Annotated in this window: 21 protein-coding genes; 7 read left to right on the forward strand and 14 right to left on the reverse strand. The window is 51.4% G+C overall.

Features of this window, described 5'->3' with window-relative positions:
- The first annotated feature begins 134 nt into the window (after positions 1-134).
- Together EPV75_RS01670 and EPV75_RS01675 are read left to right on the forward strand one after the other, a co-directional pair.
- Positions 135-1241, forward strand: a complete 1107-nt coding sequence (locus tag EPV75_RS01670) for an MBL fold metallo-hydrolase (protein WP_128384267.1) — start codon at positions 135-137, stop codon at positions 1239-1241.
- Between the two features lie 157 nt (positions 1242-1398).
- Positions 1399-1578 carry a hypothetical protein gene (locus tag EPV75_RS01675; RefSeq protein WP_128384268.1) on the forward strand — a complete coding sequence of 60 codons (180 nt, stop codon included), beginning with the start codon at positions 1399-1401 and terminating at the stop codon, positions 1576-1578.
- Here EPV75_RS01675 and EPV75_RS01680 read toward each other — a convergent pair.
- From EPV75_RS01680 to EPV75_RS01705, 6 genes are all read right to left on the reverse strand, one after another.
- Entirely contained in the window at positions 1533-1964 is a 432-nt protein-coding gene (locus EPV75_RS01680) for a YqaA family protein (protein WP_128384269.1), read from the reverse strand. The genes EPV75_RS01675 and EPV75_RS01680 overlap by 46 nt on opposite strands.
- 14 nt (positions 1965-1978) lie before the next feature.
- Positions 1979-3094 carry a PQQ-dependent sugar dehydrogenase gene (locus tag EPV75_RS01685; protein ID WP_128384270.1) on the reverse strand — a complete coding sequence of 372 codons (1116 nt, stop codon included), beginning with the start codon at positions 3092-3094 and terminating at the stop codon, positions 1979-1981.
- A gap of 107 nt (positions 3095-3201) precedes the next feature.
- Positions 3202-3636 (reverse strand): methyltransferase, encoded by a 435-nt coding sequence (locus EPV75_RS01690; protein ID WP_128384271.1) that lies wholly within the window; start codon positions 3634-3636, stop codon positions 3202-3204.
- Between the two features lies 1 nt (position 3637).
- On the reverse strand, positions 3638-4381 hold the full coding sequence (locus EPV75_RS01695; RefSeq protein WP_128384272.1) for a GNAT family N-acetyltransferase: 744 nt from the start codon (positions 4379-4381) through the stop codon (positions 3638-3640).
- Between the two features lie 3 nt (positions 4382-4384).
- On the reverse strand, positions 4385-4828 hold the full coding sequence (locus tag EPV75_RS01700; protein WP_029939520.1) for a DMT family transporter: 444 nt from the start codon (positions 4826-4828) through the stop codon (positions 4385-4387).
- A 60-nt stretch (positions 4829-4888) separates the two neighbouring features.
- Positions 4889-5494 carry a Crp/Fnr family transcriptional regulator gene (locus tag EPV75_RS01705; protein WP_221173938.1) on the reverse strand — a complete coding sequence of 202 codons (606 nt, stop codon included), beginning with the start codon at positions 5492-5494 and terminating at the stop codon, positions 4889-4891.
- A 129-nt stretch (positions 5495-5623) separates the two neighbouring features.
- Here EPV75_RS01705 and EPV75_RS01710 point away from each other — a divergent pair, with 129 nt between their 5' ends.
- Complete coding sequence (locus EPV75_RS01710) at positions 5624-6091, forward strand: methylated-DNA--[protein]-cysteine S-methyltransferase (RefSeq protein ID WP_128384273.1); 468 nt, start codon at positions 5624-5626, stop codon at positions 6089-6091.
- A 44-nt stretch (positions 6092-6135) separates the two neighbouring features.
- On the opposite strand, the gene EPV75_RS01715 is transcribed toward EPV75_RS01710, so the two are convergent.
- The 3 genes from EPV75_RS01715 to EPV75_RS01725 all read right to left on the reverse strand — a co-directional run bounded on the left by EPV75_RS01715 (position 6136) and on the right by EPV75_RS01725 (position 7908).
- Complete coding sequence (locus EPV75_RS01715; RefSeq protein ID WP_127120205.1) at positions 6136-6528, reverse strand: VOC family protein; 393 nt, start codon at positions 6526-6528, stop codon at positions 6136-6138.
- An 81-nt stretch (positions 6529-6609) separates the two neighbouring features.
- Entirely contained in the window at positions 6610-7323 is a 714-nt protein-coding gene (locus tag EPV75_RS01720) for a helix-turn-helix domain-containing protein (RefSeq protein ID WP_128384274.1), read from the reverse strand.
- A 27-nt stretch (positions 7324-7350) separates the two neighbouring features.
- Entirely contained in the window at positions 7351-7908 is a 558-nt protein-coding gene (locus tag EPV75_RS01725; RefSeq protein WP_029939525.1) for a thioredoxin family protein, read from the reverse strand.
- Between the two features lie 189 nt (positions 7909-8097).
- Here EPV75_RS01725 and EPV75_RS01730 point away from each other — a divergent pair, with 189 nt between their 5' ends.
- Positions 8098-8514, forward strand: a complete 417-nt coding sequence (locus tag EPV75_RS01730; RefSeq protein WP_128384275.1) for a rhodanese-like domain-containing protein — start codon at positions 8098-8100, stop codon at positions 8512-8514.
- Positions 8515-8675: 161 nt separating this feature from the next.
- Here EPV75_RS01730 and EPV75_RS01735 read toward each other — a convergent pair whose 3' ends face one another.
- The 4 genes from EPV75_RS01735 to EPV75_RS01750 form a co-directional block, all read right to left on the reverse strand.
- A complete protein-coding gene (locus EPV75_RS01735) occupies positions 8676-10133 on the reverse strand; it encodes a DUF5666 domain-containing protein (protein ID WP_128384276.1) in 1458 nt (485 codons plus the stop codon).
- Complete coding sequence (locus EPV75_RS01740; RefSeq protein ID WP_128384277.1) at positions 10130-10939, reverse strand: DUF6502 family protein; 810 nt, start codon at positions 10937-10939, stop codon at positions 10130-10132. The genes EPV75_RS01735 and EPV75_RS01740 overlap by 4 nt, the downstream gene beginning before the upstream one ends.
- 218 nt (positions 10940-11157) lie before the next feature.
- Positions 11158-11769 (reverse strand): superoxide dismutase, encoded by a 612-nt coding sequence (locus EPV75_RS01745; RefSeq protein WP_128384278.1) that lies wholly within the window; start codon positions 11767-11769, stop codon positions 11158-11160.
- A 208-nt stretch (positions 11770-11977) separates the two neighbouring features.
- Entirely contained in the window at positions 11978-12271 is a 294-nt protein-coding gene (locus EPV75_RS01750) for a YcgL domain-containing protein (protein WP_127120200.1), read from the reverse strand.
- 432 nt (positions 12272-12703) lie between these two features.
- On the opposite strand from EPV75_RS01750, the gene EPV75_RS01755 reads away from it, so the two are divergent.
- The 3 genes from EPV75_RS01755 to EPV75_RS01765 all read left to right on the forward strand — a co-directional run bounded on the left by EPV75_RS01755 (position 12704) and on the right by EPV75_RS01765 (position 16025).
- Entirely contained in the window at positions 12704-13675 is a 972-nt protein-coding gene (locus tag EPV75_RS01755) for an NAD(P)H-binding protein (protein WP_128384279.1), read from the forward strand.
- Between the two features lie 88 nt (positions 13676-13763).
- The gene (locus EPV75_RS01760; protein ID WP_128384280.1) at positions 13764-15017 is read left to right on the forward strand and encodes a multifunctional CCA addition/repair protein; all 1254 of its coding nucleotides are present in this window, start codon (positions 13764-13766) and stop codon (positions 15015-15017) included.
- Positions 15018-15122: 105 nt separating this feature from the next.
- Positions 15123-16025 carry a cation diffusion facilitator family transporter gene (locus EPV75_RS01765; protein WP_127120197.1) on the forward strand — a complete coding sequence of 301 codons (903 nt, stop codon included), beginning with the start codon at positions 15123-15125 and terminating at the stop codon, positions 16023-16025.
- A 54-nt stretch (positions 16026-16079) separates the two neighbouring features.
- Here EPV75_RS01765 and EPV75_RS01770 read toward each other — a convergent pair whose 3' ends face one another.
- Entirely contained in the window at positions 16080-16637 is a 558-nt protein-coding gene (locus EPV75_RS01770) for a Tll0287-like domain-containing protein (protein ID WP_127120196.1), read from the reverse strand.
- Positions 16638-16856 lie beyond the last annotated feature (219 nt).

Here is a 16856-nt window from a genome sequence, read left to right on the forward strand (position 1 = left end):
TGGCGCGGGGTTGAGACAGGCGCGGAACTCCTATTTTATTGCATAGTGTGGCTGAACCGCTTTGTTAAAATTTACTTAAACGGATCCGTAGAATCCGCTCGAATCAAACGAACTTAAGGAGTCGTTGGAATTTTATGAAACGCAAACCTTCCCTCTGGTTGACGGCCGCTTTGTCGATGGCTGCATCGACCGCTTTCGCGTCAGGCTCGCAGGACGCTTACGTCGCCAGTTTTGAAACCTATGCTAAAGAAGTGCAAGCCTTGCAAGGCGACCATTCGGCCGATAACGCCATTCAAACTTACGCCCAGGAAGTGGCCGCCGTTGAAAAACGGGCCGGTTACATCGGCGATGAACTGCCGATTCCGAAAGCCACCAAAGTCATGGACGGTGTGTATACGGTGGTGGGCAGCTTTATCTGGGGCACGCGCGAGAACTTCGGTTTGAACAACAACCTCAGCGCAATCATCTTCCCGGATGGTGTCTTTGTCTATAATGCCGGGCCGAACGAGGCCGTGGCTTACAGCTTTCATCAACAAATTAAACGGTTGACCGACAAGCCGGTGAAATGGCTAGCCGTGGAAAATGACCAGGGCCATGCCTATTTGGGTGCCAGTTATTGGTGGGATGTGGGCGTGAAAAACCTTTACTCGGAAAAAACCGCCAATGAACGGTGGCATCGAAAATTTGCCGGTAATAAAGAACGCTATGCCGCCGGACGCGGGCGCGTGATTACCGAGCCGGCTTACGATGTCACCGACCATTTCACCACTTTTGAAGGCAAGAAAACCGTGGATGTCGGTGGCGGTGAGACCGTGGAGCTGATTAATTTCGGCGGCGGGCATACGCCGAGCATGACGGGCATGTATGTGCCGTCGAAAAATCTGCTGTTCACCGGCGATTTAGGCTTCAATGAACGTTTGCCGGGACTGCTGCACGACAGTCATTACAAAGACTGGATGGCGTCGTTCGATAAGATGGTGTCGATGGTGCCGGACGATGTGGTGGTGGTGCCCGGTCACGGCACACCGACCGATCTGGCGACGTTAAAACGCCAAACCTACGATTACTTTGCGTATCTGGAAGAACAGGTGCGTGCGATTGTCGACGCGGGCGGTTCTCTGGAAGAGGTGGATGCCATCGACCAATCGCAATATCAGGATCGTCCGGTCTTCGAACAGTTGGCCAAGCCCAATGCCCGTCATATGTATGAAGATATGACATTGGAAAAATCGAAAAACTGAGTCGGTTCGCTGATTTTTTAAAAGTGTTAAAACCGCCAGGCCTGGCGGTTTTTGCGTTTTCAGGGGCAAAAGTTGATGCCGGACAAGTTTTGCGTCGTCCGCACTTTACCTGAGAACGAAAATCCTTAGCATGACATCAAAACCGCTGAGGAGGCGAATGATGAAATCCGCAACACAGGCTCACTTGAAGCCTTATGGCCTGAAACGTTATTGGTTACTTTTCTTTGCGTGTTTGCTGGTGGCTCGTCCGGCCATTGCCGCTGAAAGCATGGGCGACAGTGTGGCGACGAATTACGCCCAGCCGAACCAGCCCATCAGCCCCAACAAGATGGCGTAACGCACGCCTTTTCCCGTCACCACCAACACCACAAACCAAACGAACTTAACCCGCATCACCCCGGCCACCAAGGTCAAGGCATCGCCAAAAATCGGCGCCCAAGCCAGCAACAACGACCAGGTACCATAACGCTGAAACCAGTGCTGGGTTTTGGCTAAGGCCTCGGGTTTGACCGGAAACCAGCGGCGGTCTTGAAAATGCAGCAGGTATCGCCCTAAACCATAATTCACGATGGACCCCAAACTGTTACCGGCGGTGGCCCACACCCAAAGGGTGAACGGGTCTTTTCCGGCGGCGGCCAAACTGACCAACAGCACTTCCGACCCGGCCGGAAACAAGGTTGCGGCCAGAAACGATAAGGCAAAGAGTGATAAATAAGCGTCCATCTGGGCGACGAATGCTATTTCGGACTCAGGCGATAGATTTTGCCCGAGTCCGTCGCCACATACAGGTGGCCTTGTGTATCTTGTGCCAGGCTGCGGATGCGTTGGTTCAAGTCTTTCAATAAGCGGTGTTCGGCGATGGCTTTGCCTTCCGGTGACAGCATCACCTGGTTCAAATGTCGCAGCACCAAGGAACCGGCAAACAGGTTGCCGCGCCATTGCGGAAACGCATCGCCGTCGTACAGTAACAGGCTGCTCGGTGCGATGGACGGAATGTAGACTTTCACCGGCTCTATCATCCCGGCTTGATGCGGTTTGCCCACCGGTTCGCCGCTGTCGTATTCCTTGCCGCGGGAGACAATCGGCCAACCGTAGTTTTGGCCCTTCTGGATGAGGTTGATTTCGTCGCCGCCGCGTGGACCGTGTTCGATTTCCCAAAGGCGTTGATGTTGGACGTCATAGGCTAAGCCTTGCGGGTTGCGGTGGCCGTAACTCCAGATTTCCGGTAAGGTGCCGGGCTGGCCGACAAACGGGTTGTCCTTCGGAATGCCACCATCGAGTGTCAGGCGCAGAATGGAACCGGCGTGATTGTCTTGCTGTTGCGCTTTATGACGACGCCCGCGGTCGCCGACGCTGAAAAACACATGGCCGCGGTGGTCAAAAGCAATGCGGCTGCCGAAATGGATGTTGCGGTAAGATTCGGATTTGGTGACCATCAGGTCTTCCCAGTTCACCAGTTCGTCGCCTTGGATTTTGGCACGGGCCAAGGCGGTGATGGCGGTGGTCGGCAGCGGTTTGCTGTAAGTGAAATAGATCCAACCGGTTTGCTTGAAATTGGGTGACGGTTTGACGTCCAGCAAGCCGCCTTGGCCGGTGTTGTGCACGAATGGCACGCCTTTCAACCAGGTGATGTCACCATTGCGGACATCCAATATGCCCGCCTTGCCGGCGCGTTGGGTGAAAATCAATCGGTTGCCGTCCAGAAATGCCATACCCCACGGAATGCCCAAGCCTTTGATCACTTCGGTGACGTTAAATTCAGTCGAATCGGCCTGCGTGGGCAAACTGCTCCATCCAAGGCAAAGCGCCAGTAAGCTGTTCAGCCATAGTGTCCGTATTTTTCGTAACCTCATCCGCGGCCTCCCACCGTTTTCGTCCGGTCAGTTTAGAACCCTTGTCACGGCTTTGCAACGATTCGAGTCTGTTTCAACATTTTTTGCGCAATCGGTTTGAATGCGCTTTAAACCCAGCGCCGGACGCGTTGTTGGTAACGCCGATAACGCTGCCCGAAGCGTTCTTGAAAATGTGTTTCCAAGGCTTTTAGGTGGCAGCGATCCAGCCACAGCACAAAAGCGGCGACCAGCAACCAAGCGCTCCAGTGGTTTCCGGTCAGCCAGGCTTCGCCGACTAAAATCAAGGTGGCGCCGAGGTGAAACGGATGGCGAACATGTTTGAAGACGCCCAGCGTCACCAGTTCGCCGTCACCTTGGTTGAGCCAGGAGCGGCCGGTGCTTTGTTTGTAAAAACGCGCACCGCACCCCAGCAACCCCAGGCCGAGGATCAGCGGGATGAAACCGAGCCCGGCATAGGCAGACAGGGCGGGGGAGAAATAAACATGCGACACGGCGATTAAGCCGGCCACGGTTGTGAAAGCGGTTAATAGCGTGGTGGGCATATCAGTTCCTTTGGTAATTTCGAATCGCAAACACGGTTTGAAAGCCGAGTTTGCGGTACAGCGGTTCGCCCATCGACGATGCCTGTAACACCATATGACGGTGATTGTGGCGGTGACGTTGCATTAAAAACGCCATCATTTCCCGTGCCAAGCCGCGTCCGCGAAAACAGGGTTGAACGCCCATTTGATGCACGCCGACGGTGGCGCCGGTGCTCAAGGTCAAGGAGGAGGCCGCGGCGTGACGCCCTTGCCAGGCCAGCCAGAGTTCAATTTGGTCATCCCATAGCAGGCGCTGGATGACCGAAAGGTCGATCTCGTATTGAAAGGCCGCGGACGCCACGGTCACCCATTTCTGCGCATCCCGTTCGGAAGTGACTTGCCGGATGACAAGCGTTTCGTCCAAAGTGATTTCAGGCATTTGGGTGAAATCCAGATTCATGGCGGTTTGCGGAAGGCGCATGTCAAAGCCATTCGCAATCAGCGCACTTTCCAATGGCCGAGTTTCCTGATGCGCGACTTCCCAAATCGGGACAATCGGGTTGGGGCTCAGCGCTGCCAGCGATTCAGCGGTGGTATCCGGTGAAAACTCGGTCATGGCACCTTCCGTCCAAGCGCGGTAAGGCCACTGATTGCAAATTTGAAAATCCGCCAGGCCTGGTCGATTGTCGGATTTGGCGCCCATGCGTCGCCATAATTCGGTCAGGTTCTGCAAATTGATTTGTGAAGCGAACACACTGTCGGACATGGTTTATTCCTTGTTGATGAGAATCACGCCAACCAATAAGGCGACGATGCCCAGCCATCGACTGGGCGTTAACGGTTTTTGCGGCATATCGAACCAGCCGAAATGGCTGGCGATGACCGCCATGAGTAATTGGCCGCTCAAGGCGAAGGCCATCATCTGGCCGATGCCCATTTTCGGAATCAAAAAATAGAACATCGAAATCGCAAAGGCGCTCAGCACACCACCGGAAAACCACAAATACCACGGTACGGCGCGGACGGCTTCCCAACTCGGATACTCCCGTGTGGTCACCAACACCGACAGGCCAATCACCATCAAGCTGGCGGCAAACGCCACCACCGTGGCCAGAAACGGGTTCTTCAGCCAGACGCCCAGCTGGGCATTCAAGCCCGCTTGAGCGGCAATGGCGGCGCCGGAAAAAAATGCGATGAGCGATAAACTGTTCATGGGCCAAGCATAAAGGACTTGGCCCACCGGTTTCATTTACATAGGTTGATGAAAACGCAATTAATTCAGTTTTTTGCGGATGCGGCTCAATTGAGTGGGGGTGATGCCTAAATGGGAGGCGATGTGATATTGCGGAATGCGTTCGCTCATGTCGGCAAAATCGGTGAGGAAGCGCTGATAACGCTGAGTGGCGTTTTCCTGGATGATTTCCACTTCGCGGGCGTCTTTGGCCAGCAGCCAGTTTTTTTCCAAATAAGCGATTTGGAAGACCATCAAATCCTGGGATTGGAACAACAGTTGGCGATAGGCGGCGAAATCAATCAACAGCACCTCGGAGGCTTCCAAAGCCTCGAAGGCGAATTGAGACGGCGTCTCGGTCAGTAACGCCGCCATAGAACCGGGGAACATGCCTTCGTCGAAAAAGTTTTTGTTGTATTCCCGGCCGTCGGTATCAAGTGCATAGACCCGAAAGAGTCCTCTGTAGACGAAAGCAAAAGAAGTCGGGCGTTCGCCGGTGGCATAGAGGGTTTCGCCTTTGGCGAGCGTTCGTGTCGTGCAGAGCGCTCGCAACCGCTGCCAGGTCGCTTCTGAAATCGGCGCATAACTTTCCAGCCGGGCTTTTAAAGCGGCCAGTTTGGGTTCGATGTCATTGTGATGTGAGGTCACGATGGGTCCTTTTCTCGTTGTCGCCAAAAGCCAGTCGAATTTATTATACGAACCTCAAATGTAAAAGAATGTTTTTTCATTCGTGGTAGAGTTTATTCTGTAAAAGCCTCTTTATTTGGAGAGATGAACATGAACTATATTACGTTTGATACCGCGGTGGGACGGATGCGTTTGATTGGTGATTCGCAAGGCATTCGAGAATTGCATTTGAAAGCGGACGAAACCCCGTTTGCACCACTGGAAGATTGGCGCGAAAGCGATGAATGGCTAGCGGATGCGGTGCAGCAATTACAGGCTTATGCCGAAGGCAAACTGCAACGATTCGATGTTCGGCTCAATCCGCAGGGAACCGATTTTCAGAAGCGGGTTTGGCAGGCCCTGTCGGAGATTCCGTTCGGTGAAGTACGCTCTTATCAAGACATCGCGGCTGCCATCGGTAACCCGAAAGCGGTTCGAGCCGTCGGTGGTGCCAACGGCAAAAACCCGATTCCGGTGATTGTGCCGTGCCACCGCGTCATCGGCGCCGATGGCTCCCTGACCGGTTTCAGCTCGGGGTTGCCGTTGAAAAAACGGCTGTTGGCACTCGAAGGCATTTGACAGGCTCGAATTGCGTTCCGGTTGGAACCTGGATTCAGGTATTTTTAACCCTTTGCAAGTTCTTTGGCCAGTTCAATCAAGTGGCCGTCCGGGTCTTGCAGAATGGCGACTTCGAAATTCCACGGCTTGACCTCCGGTTCGGCACGAATGGTGGCACCTGCGGCCACCGCCGCCTCGAAAGCGGATTTGACCGAATCCGGTTCCAGAGTAATCTGACTGGCAATGGGCTGGTTTGGGTGAGCGTGCTGATAAGGTTGTCTGATAATTTGTTCGGCAAGCTCATGGGCGCAAAAAGCCAGTGTAGTATCTCCGGTTTCCATTTCGGCATAATCGCCGCCTTCGTGTAAAAAGCGCGGTTCGATACCGAAAGCTTTTTGATAAAAATCCATCGACCGTTTGACGTCTTCGACGTACAAAATGCTATAGCTTAATTTCATGTGTCTCTCCTGTGCTGAGTTCAAATGGAGTGTACGCCATCCCGAAAAGAAAGGATTGTACGTTTGGGACATGTCATCATTTCACGTCTGGTTTAACCAATCTCTTGGTGTGAGTCCGGTCAGCTGCTTGACGTCTCGATTCATGTGAGCTTGATCGTAATAACCGGCTTCCAGCGTTGCTTCAAGTAAAGCATCTCCCTGTTGTAAACGTTCATTCAAACGATTGAAGCGTTGCACCTTGCCATAAAAGCGTGGTGAGTAACCGAAAGCATGTGTGAACAGGCGGTGGAAGTGGCGTCTCGAAATGTGGAGATGGTCAGCGAGCTGTTGAATATTGCCTTCGGCGGCTTGGGCGAAATAGGTCAGCCGACGATGGTTGTCCGAGGTTAAACGAGAAGTGCTGTTTAACAGCGCGGTGGAAAGCCGCTCTGCAAAGGCGGGTAAGTCAAGTTCCGGAGTGGAAAGCTGTGCTTTAAGAGAATTCGAAAATGGGAACAGTTCATTTAAGTCGCAACGCTGGTTGGTGAGCGGCTGCATGGGCATGGCTGTCAATAAACTCAAAGCACCGGGACGGAAGCGGACGCCGAAGAAGGTTTTGCTTCCAATCACTCGAACACTTTGAGCCTCGGTCATGCTGCCGATGAGAAAGGCGTCGGTCGTGTGTTCCGTACGTTCAAAAACCCAGTCTTGGCAACCATCCGGCACAATCAACTGGGCCTGAGTGTGCATTTCCGCTTGCCAGAAGCAATCCACTACTTGAGATAAGGCGAACGGTGGTAGCTGTTCTTGATACATATTTGACGCTTCCGAATCAACGGAAAATCAATCTTTCCACTTGATCGAGCAGCCCATGCTGGGAATTTGTTCGGCGGGGCCTTGTCCGGTTTCGGCGACTTGAATCATCGCGTCCAACAGGTCGCGCTTAACGTCTTCCGGCGCGGTTTCCTTGCGCGAGGCATCCAGGCGACCGCGGTACTGTAAGCCCAGATCGGCGTTGTAACCGAAAAAGTCCGGGGTGCAGACCGCGCCATAGGCTTTGGCCACTTCCTGCGTTTCGTCCATGACATACGGGAACGGAAAATCGAATGTTTCGGCGATGCGTTTCATATTGTCGAAAGAATCCTCAGCGTATTCCGTCGGGTCGTTCGACATAATGGCGATGCTGTTGAGGCCGTAGTCGTCACGCAGAATGCGGGCGTCATTCGCCAAGCGCGTCTGGATGGCTTTGACATAAGGGCAGTGGTTGCAGATGAACATCACCAACAGGCCGTTCGGCCCTTTGGCTTTTTCCAGCGTCCAGTTCTGACCGTCCACGCCGGGCAGGTTGAAATCAATTGCCGGTTGTCCGAAATCGCACACTGGTGTGGTTAAACTGACCATAATATTTCCTTATTTTTTGTCGGATGCAAGTTAAAATGGGGCCTGTGAATCATTATAGGAGAGATTTGCACGAGATGGATACACGGCTAAAAATTTTATCTCATTTTTTCCTCGCGTCTCACTCGTGCAAAGTTCTCATAGAAAACTAAATCTTAAAGAACCATTGGGAGAAAACAATTGAAAAGTTTGATGGATTATATCGAAGCGGCCAAGCAAGTGATTCAAGAAGTGTCTCAGGAAGACGGTCGTGCGTTGGTTGAAAAGGGTGTGAAGGTCCTGGACGTGCGTGAGCCGGGCGAATACCTGGCGGGCGCGATTAACGGCGCGATCAATGTGCCGAGAGGCGTTTTGGAACCGGCGGCGGATTTGAATTACCCGGGCGCGAATCCGGCGTTGCGCGACCACCGTGACGACGCTTGGTTGGTGGTGTGTAAATCCGGCGGGCGCGCGGCGTTGGCCACTCAAACTTTATCCGAAATGGGCTTTAAGAATGTGACCAATCTGGTTGGCGGGATGGACGGTTGGCAAGCGGCCGGTTTCCCGATGGCGATTCCGTCGGACGAGAACATGACGGTGGTTTTGAAAGAACCTTGCCGTATCGACTGAATGACGCTTGAATGCCGATAGTGAAAATCCACCAGGCCTGGTAAGTTTTGATTGGAGTGTTGTTGTATAAGATAGCCTATGCTCAAGCCGATCCTGTCGATGTTTTAAAAGATAAAAAAAGCCGCATTAAAGCGGCTTTTTTAGTGGGTAGAAAAAATGTTTTAAAGTGACTCTATCTCGATGGTGTCGGCTGTGCCATTCGTCGTTACTTTATCCTCGATTTTGACAACGCTTTGACCGAGCGTGACAGCATTGAAAAACTCCGTCTGGATCATGCTGGTACCATCGGTGTTTTCAAAAGACGTTTCAGCCGGGGTGCTTATTTGGAATTCGACCCCCAGCACTTTGATAGTGGTGCCTGATCCTGTCCCAGCTTCAATCACCCCTTGTACAACGATGTCGCTGACTTCCTTGACTTTGACTTCCGTCGCGAACACGTTGCCGTCACCATTGTCATAGCCTTCGATTTCAACAAAATCCGTGGCTGGGTTTAAATCGTTTACGGAGAAACTGTCGGTATCCAACAAATCGTTTTCCATTTCCGTTTCGGTACCGACATGAACGGTAATGGCCGGTTGGCCGGATACCGGCGAGATGGTGAAGGTATTATTGGCGGCATCAACCGCACTGACAGTTGCTTTGATTTTGATTTCACCGCTGCGCAGTTTCAGCTCGCTGGCGATTAAAGTGCCGTTGACAACCTGGCCTTCGGCTTCGACCTGCATGTTGTCTTCCAATGTTAAGCTCGGCGGCGACAAGGTAGCGTTGCTGGCGTCCACTGGAATTTGATTCACTTTAAAGTCGGCGAGCCCTGCATAGCCTGACACATAGCCTTCCACTTCAAATTCATCGGTATCTTCAATGCTGTCGTCTTTTCCTTCCACTTTCGAGGCGATGATAGTGTCAACGCCATTATAAGTCCCTTTGGCTTCGACATAGGCACCTTCCGTTAAACCATTTGGTAAGTCGCTGAGTTCCGCTGCAGAGGCATCGATGTTAACTCCGTTAAGTGTAAAGGCGGTGCCTGTTAAGCCGGTAATGGTGCCTTTCAGTTCTACCTCACTGGTGTTGTCAAAGGTCACGTCTTTGAGCTCAATGCGTGTCGCAATTAATTGATTGCTGGCATTATAGAAGCCGCTGACTTCGACATTGTTATTGTTGGCCAGCGTGGTGAAATCAAAGTTGGTGCCGTCATAAGACGTTGTGTTGATGTCCGCAATGACGGTTGTGCCGAGTACGGTAAAGGATTTTTGGTCAGGGGACAAAGACGTCAATCCCGAGACGGGTCCTTGAATGTCGTCGTCGTAGCTGATGCTGGTTGCCGTCCCGGTGATACCGTCAGCATTGATGCTGCCGTTGACTTTAACGACCATGCCAATCGCTAAATCACCCTGGGTTCCAGAGACGCCTTCAATGTCAAAACTGGACGAATCCGTTTCAAATTCGACCCCATTGACAAAGACACTTCCGAACCCGGTGATGGTGCCGGAGGAAACGTAACCGGTTCCGCCGATGCCCGCAGTGGTCGAACTGCTATCCGATGAGCTGCCACCACCACAGCCGTAAAGAGCCAATGCCAAGGCGGTTGGAAGTGTGGCGAGCATTAATCTTTTTTTCATGGGAGTTCTCCATTCGAATCTTTTTGATAAAAATAAATACCAAGACTGACATATTGACTGTCTTCGTCATGTTTTGCTTCGTGTTGGGATAACCAATGATCAAGCTCTTCAAGCAGTGCTTGAGATTTTTCATTTGCCAACTGTTCAAATTGTGGAAGGGCTTCACTGTCCAGAGCGGCACTCGAAACCTTTCGTTGGAATCGTTTGTTATTGTGTTTAGAGGATAGGTTGTGATTGATTGTTTCAATCAACTCTTGCGTATCGGTGCCCAGAATGCCAATCATCTGTGGCGAATCGCTGCCGGGCACGTAAGCCGGGTTGATTAAGTGAATGGTATCGCCCGTTTGTTTTATGCATTCGGCATCCATCAACAGTTGATACATGGCTTTAGGGGTAATATCGCCACTGTATTTTTTAACTAATCTGTTGAACGAGTGTCCATCTCCATCGATGCTCAAAGGAAGCGGGGTATTACAAGAAGACAAAAATTCTTTGTCATTGGTCCATCCGCTTAACACCCGAATCGCGCGATTGTATTTTTGATTGTTTTCGGAGTAGTTGATGGCTTCGAGTTCATTGAGCCGTTTGACCTCTTTACGAGACAGCCCTGTGATTGCAGAAACCGAGGATACGGTGGCTTTGTTATGGGTCTCTTTCGAAAGTTTAAAGCCTTCGTCCACATAGGCTTTGCGTACGATTTCTTCAAAGCTACCACAAGAAACCCCGTTCCGGAGCATGATGCGAACCAGAGGTCTTAAAATTTTTGAGGCGCTTTTAACCAAAGCTTGTTGTATTGTTGCATTCATAATTTGGGATTATATTCCCAAAAATTAGGAAGACAATAAAAGTAATGTTAAGTTTTTATGACAGGCTGGCGAGAAGGGTTGGTCGAATTAAAGAAAAAACGTTTAGCTTATGAGAGTGATGAGGTGGTGTGTTTTGGGTAGAAGAAAGGTGCAATGACGTGTGTGGCAGAGAATAAAAAGCCCCGCGTTGCGGGGCTTTTTAGAAAGTGCGAGTCGAATTACGCTTTTGCGGCGGTGTACAACTCGGAAACTTTATTCCAGTTCACCACATCCCACCAAGCTTGCATGTAAGCCGGACGCAGGTTTTGGTAACGCAGGTAGTAAGCGTGTTCCCAAACGTCCAAACCTAGGATTGGCGTACCTTTGACTTCGGCAACGTCCATCAACGGGTTGTCTTGGTTTGGTGTGGAAGAGATTTCCAATTTGCCGTCGGCAGACACCGTCAACCAAGCCCAACCGGAGCCGAAGCGCGTAGCACCGGCGGTGTTGAATTTTTCTTTCATGGCGTCCAAGCTGCCGAAAGTGGCGTTGATGTCGTCGGCCAAAGCGCCGTTTGGCGCCCCCATGCTGTCGCCGGTCATTACTTCCCAGAAGAAAGAGTGGTTCCAGTGACCACCACCGTTGTTACGAACCGCAGGTGAAATCGAACCGGCATTGGCGATCAATTCGTCCAATGACTTGTCTTCGTTTTCGGTGCCGGCGATGGCGTTGTTCAGGTTGGTGATGTAAGTGTTATGGTGTTTGGTGTGGTGGATTTCCATGGTACGGGCATCGATGGAAACTTCCAAAGCGTCGTAATCATAAGGTAAATCTGGAAGAGTGAAAGCCATATTTGCATTCCTTTAAGTTTAATCGTTGAAACGGTTTGAAATTCGTACGTGATGTCGGTTCGCCCTGCGAAGAAATGTCGCGAGAGAAACCGAATAGGTTGTGTCGTTCTATTTTAACGAGAAAACCGGAATTATCAATACCCGACTGAAACAATCGGGTATTTAAACGGATGGTCGAGAATTGCGGGGTTGGTTGTCGTGAACCGGTTTAAAAAATATTGTCGAGATGCTCCGGCGGCGCGGGCATGTCACCCATCTTTTCCACTTCGGACGGTGGCATCTGCATGAAATAGCCTTTGCTTTCGATCGACAGGCGCACTTCTTCCGCATCCACCCGAGCCATTTTACGCTCGGCGGTCAGTTCAAAATCGATAACATGGGTGGGTTCGCCAAACATTACCAGCAATTCGTTCGGCAGTTTTTCCAGTCCGTCTTCTTTGGGGACGAACAGATAAAGTTCTTCTTTTTTCGGGCTTTTGAAAGCGGATAAGGTTAATGACATCGGCATGTCCTTTATTGAAAACGGGTGACTGTAAAATCGCGCTATTTTAACAAAATCTTCTTTTAAAGCGAGCTGGATTCTCAGGGAACCTCTGGTTGAGTCCGTTTGGATTCTGGCAACGCCAACTTTTCGCCTTCAAGGCATTATTTTGAAGTGCCATCTGGATACCTCGAAAAATGATAACGCAGAAGTCGGAAATTTGGCTAAGCCCCTTCGGGCGAGGCTTAAAGCCCTCTTCTTCGTTGTTGTGCCTCTTGGCCTTAGAATGACTAAGTTCGGCGAGCCTCGCCTAGAATAAGCGGGCTTTAAGTCACGCAGAATTTCAAACGGACTCAATCAGAGGTTCCGTTGTTAAATTCTTGACCTCAAGGGGGAATTTCTTTATTCTTACCGGCTGTTTTCACTTCCGATCAATTAAAAATGGGAAAGGTTATGACGGGCAATAAAGTAGTTGTACTGGGCGGGACCGGTTTTGTCGGGCGTTCCGTTGTGAACGAATTATCAAAAAACGGCTATGAGATTTCCGTCGTGGTTCGACGTCCGGAGCGTTTCCGTGAGTTTTTGCTTTTTCCAAAGACCCGTTTGGTGCAACTGGATAGTTTGCTACAGACCGATGGTTTAAAAGCCATTCTGAAAGGGGCGGATATTGTGGTCAATCTGACCGCAGACATGACCGCTAAGACCGAGGCCGTGGTCGACAAGGAATTGGTTCAGGTCAATCAGCAAATCAAAAAAGCGGTTGAGTCCGCCGGCGTGAAGCGTGTGCTGTCGCTTTCCCAAATCGGCGCCGATGCAGGGAATGCCCGTCATGACTGGTTGTATAAGCTGGGTGAAGCGGATGCGATTATGCATACGATCGCATCGGCGAAAGTGACCATCTTGCGTGCCGGTCTGTTGCTGGGCGACGGTGATGAAGTCACTAGCCGCTTCAAGGCGCAATTGGAATGGTTGCCGGTGTTGCCGGTCGCCAATGCCGGGCGTGCGGTGCAGCCGCTATCGGTCAAGGATTTTGCCAAGGCGTTGGTCATGTGTATTGATGATAAAGCCGCGTTCGGTGCGAAAATCGAATTGGTCGGTGAAGAGCGCATGACCCTGAAAGATTTGGCGGTTCTGGTGCGAGACATGATGATGAAAGAAGATGCCATTGTTTTGCCGATGTGTTCCTTGAATGCGCGTTTTATGAGCACCTTAGGGCCTTTGGCGCCTTTCCGTTCCGTGTCCAAGGTGCAGTTGCAGCTGATGCAGTCGGATTTAACGTCGGAAAACGATTTCGAAACGCGTTTCGGCTTTATGCCGACCAGTGTCGACCATACGCTGGCGCCTTATATCGCGCCGAGTAACTTGCGTGAACGTTATCACTTTTATCGTCAGGAAGCCGGTCGAGACGCCGACGAATTGTTGTAATCCGGTTCTGAACCCTTTCAAGAAAAGCCGTCATTCGACGGCTTTTTTGTTTTATGATGTGCGCAGGATTGAATGTAATGAGGACACTATGGAAACCTATCTAGTCGGCGGGGCAGTGCGAGATGCGTTACTCGGTATTCCGGTCTATGACCACGATTGGGTGGTGGTGGGCGCGACGCCGTCGGCTATGCTAGCACAAGGTTTCGATCAGGTCGGCAAGGATTTTCCGGTGTTTTTGCACCCCAAAACCAAAGAAGAATATGCTCTGGCCCGAATGGAGCGCAAAGTGGGGCAAGGGTATCACGGTTTTGAGATGTCGTACGACCCGACGGTGACGCTGGATGAAGATTTAATTCGCCGTGATTTGACCATTAATGCGATGGCGCAGGATTCAGACGGGACGATTATCGATCCTTATGGCGGGCAGAAAGATTTAGAGGATAAGGTGTTGCGTCATGTGTCGGATGCCTTTGAAGAAGATCCGTTACGGGTGTTGCGTGTGGCGCGGTTTGCCGCCAAATTGGCACCTTTCGATTTCACACTGGCGCCGGAAACCGCGGAGCTGATGCAACGCATGTCAGCGTCGGGTGAATTGTCTGCTTTGACGCCGGAACGGGTCTGGCAAGAAGTGGTCAAAGCCTTAAACACCGACACGCCGAGTGTGTTTTTCGAAACGTTGGACAGCGTTGACGCGACCGCGGTTTTGTTCCCGGAATTAAACGCCTTGCACGGCGTGACCCAGCCGGAGAAGTACCATCCGGAAGGCGATGTGTGGATTCATACCTTGATGGTGCTGGATGCCTCGGCTCAACTGTCGGACGATTTGTCAGTCCGTCTCGGGGCCTTGCTGCACGACTTGGGCAAAGGCGTGACGCCGCCGGCGCTTTGGCCGAAACACCACGGCCATGAACAGGCTGGCGTGCCGTTGGTGAAAGCTTTTTGTGAACGGTATCGTGTGCCGAAAAAGCAGCAGCAGTTCGCGGAAAAAGTGACCGAATTCCATGGTTTGATTCATAAAGGCCTGGACAGTGACGGTCACCCTGCCTTGAAACCAAAAACCTATTTGAAAGCCTTGACCGCTTGCGGGGCCTTGAAAGATTTGGCGACCTTTGAAAAGCTGTTGACCGCTTGCGAAGCCGATGCCAAAGGACGCTTGGGATTTGAGCAGAAACCGTATCCTCAGAAACCATTTTGGTTGGCGTTGGCGCAGGCCGCCAACCGGGTTGACAATCAAGCCATACTCGCGACCGGTGTGCAAGGCGCCGACATCGGCCGGGCGATTGATGCGGAAAGACACCACTTAATTCAGGATTTTATTTCCGACCAAGATGCGGTAAGCTGATTCCTGTCTGAATTGATAATCATTTTTATTGTTCGTTTTGATTGTTTCAGTTGAATTGTTTCAAAATCACCAGGCCTGGTGGTTTTTCGGTATGAGGATGACTTCTTGAGTGCATTGAGACTCACACGTTACGCGACCTATGTGTCGGTTTTCGTGGCGTTGGTATTGCTGGTGACAAAAGCGTTTGCCTGGTGGGAAACCCGTTCCGTCGGTGTTTTGGCGTCCATGCTGGATTCGGCCGTGGATGTGGTGGCCTCGATGATGATTTTATTCGCGGTGCACGTCGCACAAATGCCGGCCGACAACGAACACCGGCTCGGGCACGGTAAAGCGGAACCCTTGGCGTCTCTGGCGCAAAGTGTGTTCATTGCCGGTTCGGCCTTGTACCTGGTGTTGCACGCGTTGGATCGGTTGTTTTTCCCGGAAGCGGTGCGCGAAGCCGATTTGGGCGTTTGGGTGATGTTGTTTTCCATGGCGCTCACGTTGGCGCTGGTGATGTTCCAGCGTTATGTGATTCGTAAAACCCATTCCACCGCCATTGAGTCCGATTCGCTGCATTATCTGTCCGATTTGGGGGCCAATTTCGCCGTAATGGTGGGCCTGTTGCTGTCGGCCTGGCTGTGGGTGGATGCGACGTTAGGGTTGCTGATCGGGCTTTGGATCGGTTGGCAAGCGGTGAAGCTGGCGGTGGCGTCGGGTAATCAGTTGTTGGACCGCGAGTTGCCGGACAGTATGCGCGACGAAATTCGCGATATTGTGTTGAGTCATCCGCAGGTACGCGGGTTTAATGATTTACGGACTTTCCGTTCGGGGCCGACGGTGTTCATTCAGTTGGATTTGGAGCTGGATGATCATCTTTCGTTATGGATGGGGCATCAAATCGCCGAAGAGGTGACGGAAAAGCTACGCCGCAATTTCGATAATGCCGATGTGATGATTCATCAGGAGCCGGTCAGCTTCCGAAACAAGCCGGGGCATCATCAATGGGAAGTGGAGTCGAAATCGTAAAAAACGGGGTTGAAAGTGAAAACCGACCAGGCCTGGCCGGTTTTGCAATGCCGGTTACAGCGCTTTGGTGAAGCTGAAAGCACCGCGGATTTGGCCTTTTGAGTAGCCGACCGCTTGATCGTCCGGATAGTATTCGCTGATGGCTTTTTTGACGGCCGGTTGTACGTCCGTGCCGTGGCAGTTCAAACAGACCGCCGCCGTCGGGATGGCTTTCATGTAACGGTATTGTTTTTCACCGTTCATGATGATGACTTGTGAAAATTCCATTTCTTTAATCGGCTTGCCTTCCGCTAGTTGGGTGTCAAAACGTTCCAGAACGGTTTTTTCCCAAGCGTCCGGCTTGGCGTTCACGGCACGTGGCTTCAAGCTGACACGGTTGATTTTCCAGCCGCTTTTCTGAGTTAGGTCATGTGCGATTTGTGGCGCTTTGGTGTGGCAGACGTCAATCGAGTTCACCGGGCCGCCTTCTTTCATGCTTTTCATCAGGGCCGGTTTCAACTGGCTCATGTAATCTTTGACCAGGCCGCGCGCTTCGGCTTCGCTAGGCTGGTTGGCTTGAGCGGTCAAAGCCACTCCCGTGAGCAATGCAATGCTGAGTACTGACTTTTTCATACCTATCTCTCCTATAAAAAATAAGGTTATTGAAAATAATAATCTCTTAATAAATTCTATTTATATATAGAGTGGGTGCAAGCCCTGGCGTCGCGATTTTTTGAATGACTAGTGATTAGTATTTTTTATTGAGACGATGTCGCATGGGTTACGTATTTCAAAATGGATACATTATAATCTGGACTCTTGTTTGCTTAAGAAATCCGGCAAGCCCTGTGT

The organism is Hydrogenovibrio thermophilus (genome assembly GCF_004028275.1).
In the GTDB taxonomy this organism is placed as follows: Bacteria; Pseudomonadota; Gammaproteobacteria; order Thiomicrospirales; family Thiomicrospiraceae; genus Hydrogenovibrio; species Hydrogenovibrio thermophilus.